This is a genomic window from Streptomyces thermovulgaris (genome assembly GCF_002155915.1).
GTDB lineage: Bacteria > Actinomycetota > Actinomycetes > Streptomycetales > Streptomycetaceae > Streptomyces > Streptomyces thermovulgaris.
In genome coordinates this window covers 1-4,880 of sequence record NZ_MUME01000326.1, presented here as the reverse complement: position 1 = coordinate 4,880, position 4,880 = coordinate 1, and the positions used below count along the sequence as shown (strand labels likewise).

General features: G+C 73.7%; 4 protein-coding genes. 2 read left to right on the top strand and 2 right to left on the bottom strand.

Going from position 1 to position 4,880, the window contains the following annotated elements; genetic code table 11:
• Together CCN35_RS22740 and CCN35_RS22735 are read left to right on the top strand one after the other, a co-directional pair.
• On the top strand, positions 1–1,768 hold a 1,768-nt coding region (locus CCN35_RS22740; protein WP_169721385.1), incomplete at its 5' end, for a PTS fructose transporter subunit IIC.
• Between the two features lie 143 nt (positions 1,769–1,911).
• Positions 1,912–2,166, top strand: coding sequence for a hypothetical protein (locus CCN35_RS22735; RefSeq protein WP_067396230.1), 255 nt, complete (start codon positions 1,912–1,914; stop codon positions 2,164–2,166).
• 95 nt (positions 2,167–2,261) lie between these two features.
• Here the strand turns inward: CCN35_RS22735 and CCN35_RS22730 are convergent, their stop codons facing one another.
• A complete protein-coding gene (locus tag CCN35_RS22730) occupies positions 2,262–3,008 on the bottom strand; it encodes a DUF6227 family protein (RefSeq protein ID WP_067396233.1) in 747 nt (248 codons plus the stop codon).
• Between the two features lie 230 nt (positions 3,009–3,238).
• Positions 3,239–4,270 carry a P1 family peptidase gene (locus CCN35_RS22725; RefSeq protein WP_067396236.1) on the bottom strand — a complete coding sequence of 344 codons (1,032 nt, stop codon included), beginning with the start codon at positions 4,268–4,270 and terminating at the stop codon, positions 3,239–3,241.
• Positions 4,271–4,880: the final 610 nt, after the last annotated feature.

Genomic DNA, 4,880 nt, shown 5'->3' with positions numbered 1-4,880 from the left:
CCCGGCGACCGAGGGCCCGGCTTCCGGGACTTCGGCGCCCGAGGCTGCGGCCTCCGGGGCGTCGGCAGGCGAGGCCCCGGTCTTTGGGGGCCGGGCGCAGGACGAGGGCTCCGCGGCGGACACCGCGGACGCCTCCGCACAGGACACTTCGGGCACGCGGGCCGAGGGTGCCCCCGCAGACACCGCCGTGGCACCGGAGGCGGCCTCCTCCGGTGCCACGGCGGGCGGCACGACCGAGGGCGAGGCCGGTGAGCGCTCCGGCGGCCGTCCGTTCCGGATCGTCGCCGTCACCTCCTGCCCCACCGGCATCGCCCACACCTACATGGCGGCCGAGTCGCTGGAGAACGCCGCCCGCGAGGCGGGCGTCGAGATCGCCGTCGAGCCCCAGGGCTCGGCCGGCTTCACCCGGCTCGACCCGGCGGTGATCGCGGCGGCGGACGGCGTCATCTTCGCGCACGACGTCCCCGTACGGGACAAGGACCGCTTCGCCGGAAAGCCGACCGTCGACGTCGGGGTGAAGGCGGGCATCAGCCGGGCCGCCGAACTGATCGCCGAGGTCCGGGAGAAGGCCGCCCGCGGAGAGGCGACCGCGGCGGCGCCCGGCGCCACTCCGGTCGAGCGGGCCGGCGAGGCGGGCGAGGGCTACGGCACCAGGCTGCGGAAATGGCTGATGTCGGGCGTCAGCTACATGGTGCCGTTCGTCGCGGCGGGCGGTCTGCTGATCGCCCTCGGCTTCGCGATCGGCGGCTACGACATCGACAAGGCGCCGCCGGTGACCGAGCACTTCGTGTGGACCCAGGCCGACAGCTGGGCCGCCCTGCTCTTCCAGATCGGCGGCGTGGCCTTCGCCTTCCTCGTCCCGGTCCTGGCCGGCTACATCGCCTACGGCATGGCGGACCGCCCCGGCCTGGTGCCCGGCTTCGTCGGCGGCTCGATCGCCCTCACCGTCAACGCGGGCTTCCTCGGCGGCCTGGCGGCCGGTCTGATCGCCGGCGGTGTGGTGATGGCGGTCCAGAGGGCACGCATCCCCGCGGCCCTGCGCGGGATCATGCCGGTGGTGGTGATCCCGCTGATCTCCTCGGCGGTGGTCGGGTTCCTGATGTTCGTGGTCATCGGCAAGCCCATCGCCACCGCGCAGAAGGGCATGACCGACTGGCTCAACGGCCTCTCCGGCACCAACGCCGTCCTGCTCGGCGCGCTGCTCGGCCTGATGATGTGCTTCGACCTCGGCGGCCCGGTCAACAAGGTCGCCTACACCTTCGCCACCGCCGGCATCGCGGTCTCCGACCCCAGCGACTCCGCGATGAGGATCATGGCCGCGGTGATGGCGGCCGGCATGGTGCCGCCGCTGGCGATGGCCCTGGCCACAACCGTGCGCGGCACCCTGTTCAACCGGACCGAACGGGAGAACGGCAAGGCCGCCTGGGTCCTGGGCGCCTCCTTCATCTCCGAGGGAGCCATCCCGTTCGCGGCGGCCGACCCCCTGCGGGTCATCCCGGCGTCGATGGCGGGCGGCGCGGTCACCGGTGCCCTGTCGATGGCCTTCGGCGCCACGCTGCGCGCCCCGCACGGCGGTGTCTTCGTGGTCCCGCTCATCGGCAACCCCTTCCTCTACCTGGTCGCCATCGCGGCGGGCGTGTGCGTCACGGCGGCCCTGGTGGTCGTCCTCAAGACGCTGCGCAGGCCGGCGCCGGACGCGGCGGCCCGGGAGGCGGACACGGGGGAGCGGAACGCACCGGCCGACCGGGAACAGCCGGTCGCCGCGTGACGGGGGACACACCCCCGCCCCCTTGGCCTTCCTCGGCCCCTTGCCCCCTTGTCCTTTTGGGGCGCTATGAGTTGTTCACAGCACATGCGAGATGCGTCACGATCCGGGGTGGAGGCCCCGGATCGTGGTGTCTACTGGGAGACATGCCTGAGCACGTCTCCCTTCTGATGTGGTTCGGCGTGGTCCTGCCCGCCGCGCTGACCTTCGCCGCCATCATCGGCATGGCGCAGATCCGACGCAGCCTCCGTCTCGAGACCGCTCACCCGCATCCCGCCCGGCGCCCGGCGGGCCTTCCCGCACAGTCCGGGGCCGCTCCCCGCCGCGAGTTCGTCGAACTGACCCCGGCGGAGCAGGACGCCTTCGCGGGCCTGATGCGCCGACTGAGCGACACCCCCTGAACAACACCCCCTGAACACACCCCCCTGAACCGCCCGTCCCCGTACGGGCGGGACCTGCCGCCGCGGCACCTCTGCGACAGCGGCGACATCGGCGCCTACGACACCTGCGCCGCCCGCCGTTCCATCGCGCTGCGGGCCGCGTCCTCCGTCGCGTACACCTCGCACATGTGGCGTCCGTCCGGGGTCGCCGTGTGCTCGACCTCCCACAGGGAGATCTCCGCACCGTTGCTCAGCAGGAACGCGTGCTCGTAGAGCGAGAAGCACAGCCCCGGCCGCCCCGTCCGGCAGGGGTGCCCGAAGGCCTGGGTGATGTGGTGCCCCGACGCCGTCGCCAGCAGGGAGGCGATGTCCGCGCCGGGCCGGTCGGCGTTCTCCGCACGCCGTAACAGCCGGCGTGCGTGGTCGGGCGAGCCGTCCGGGATGTAGGTGTGCCGTGTCTCGGGCATCGGCGCGAGCTGCACCAGCGTCGGCAGCTCCAGGTGCGGCGCGTCCGGCGGAAGCGGCAGCCGGGCGGTGGCGGCGCCCAGCTCCTCCTCGTCGAGGTACACCTCGTGCTGCGTCTCACCGCTCGGCGCGGCGTTGTGCACCAGTTCCCAGAGGGTGAGCGCCGAGCCGTCGGCGAGCAGCCAGGTGTGCCGGTAGGTCTCGCGGTGCAGCCCGGCACTGTGGTGCGCCGAGTGCAGCGAACCGTCGTATGCCAGCGCGCCGTCCAGCCGTCGTATCGTCTCGTCGGGCAGCTCGAAGGAGTTCAGGGCGCGCCCGAGGAGCCGTGCAAGGTGCTCCTCCGGAGACTCGGGCGACTCATGGGGTTCGTACGCAGTTGTTCCGTACGGAACGCTCAAGGCTTCTCCCGGCGTTGCTGCATGTCACCTTGTGGGTGCATACCGTAGCCCCTCGGTCGGACATCGCGCCCGGGAACCGAGAAAACGTACGCCGGGAAAACGCCCCGGACGCGAGAAAAGTTCCCGTGCGGCCCGCCCGGCGCCCGGTGAAAATCAGCTGCCCGGCAGGCGCCGGCGGGCAGGCCGTGCCTCCCGCGGCAGGCCCCCGCCCGCGGCGGGGCCGGGCCGGTTCAGCGTGCTCCGTACAGCTCCTCGTACGCCGGCCATGTCCCGCCCGGTCCGTCCACCGTCCTGGCGGCCCGTACCGCGCGGACGATCGCACGGGTGACCTGGTCCGCGCCCGCGGCGAGGATCTCGTTCAGGGCGAGAGGGGAGCCGGAGGCGAGCGGACGCGCCCCGGTGGCCAGGGCGAACACCGTGTCGCCGTCGTTGAGCAGGTGCGAGGGCCGTACGGCGCGCGCGATGCCGTCGTGCGCCGAGTCGGCAAGCTTCTGCGCCTGCGCCTTGGACAGGTCCGCGTCGGTGACGACCACCGCGAGCGTGGTGTTCAGCAGCGGGGACGGCGCGTTCCGCTCGGCGGCCTCGGCGAGACGCCGGCGCGCGGCCTCGTGCACCCGTGGGTCGGGGTACTCCACCGGCCCCTGGAACAGCTCCCCGTACAGCACCCCCGTTTCCGGATCCACCGCCGAGCCCACCGCGTTGGCCACCACCAGCGCCGCCACCGTGATGCCCGAGTCGAGCACCGTGCTCGCCGTGCCGACCCCGCCCTTGAGCGACCCCACGACCGCTCCGGTCCCCGCGCCCACGCAGCCCTCGGGCACGGGGGCGCCCCACTCGCTCGCCGCCGCGGCCTCGACCGCGGCACGCCCGGTGGCCGCGTCCGGCCGGGCCCGGAAGTCACCGCCGCGGCCCAGGTCGAACACGCAGGCGGCGGGCACCACCGGTACCACGTGCGAGGGGTCCGGTCCGACCCGCACCCCGCGTCCCTGCTCCTCCAGCCAGGCCATCACCCCCGAGGCGGCATCCAGCCCGTAGGCGCTGCCGCCGGTCAGGACGACCGCCTCCACCGTTTGCACCAGGTTGCGCGGAGCGAGGGCGTCGGTCTCCTTGGTGCCGGGGCCGCCGCCGCGCACCTCCACGGCGGCGACGGCGCCGCCCTCCGGCGCGAGCACGACCGTCGTGCCGGTGAGCCGGCCGTCGCCCCTGAGCGTCGCATGACCCACCCGCACACCTGGGACGTCCGTCACAGCGTCCACTCTCATGAGGGCCAGTCTGCCCCGGGCGGGGCACGGGGATGTCAGGGGTTTCCCCGCCGGGGCGGAACCGGGTTTCCCCGCCGGGACGGGAACGCCGCACCACCCGCGTCGAGCCGGGACGGCCGGGTCTGCCGCGGACCGTACGGACCGTACTCTTGAGGCATGAGCACCGCCCCCGATCCCGCTGCGGAGCCGACCCCCGCGCCGCGTCGGCCGAAGGCCGCGCTGATCTTCGACGACCCGCTGGACCAGCGGTCCCCGGACGACACCGATCACGGGTGGGGCGAGCGTCCGGACGCCGACGCGGCCTCCGATCTCNNCCGTCGGAGCATGAGCGCTCGCGGTGCCCTGGAGTGCGGGCCCTGGCCGGTGCGACCGGTTCGCCCCATCTCCCGCCGTGTATCTCCTTGAGGCCCCGCTGGACGCTCGGGGCCTTCTTCACACCCGTCATCCGGAGTTTTCCGCTCACTGCCCGGGACCTTCCTCCTCCTGCATCAGGCTGCACCGGGCCAGGGCGCAGGCGCAGGGCGTGGGGCGGGCTGTTCCGCGATTCGTGGCTCACCACAGCGTCACCGCCAGCTTCGCCGTCGTGCTCGCACCGGCCAGACGTGCCGCG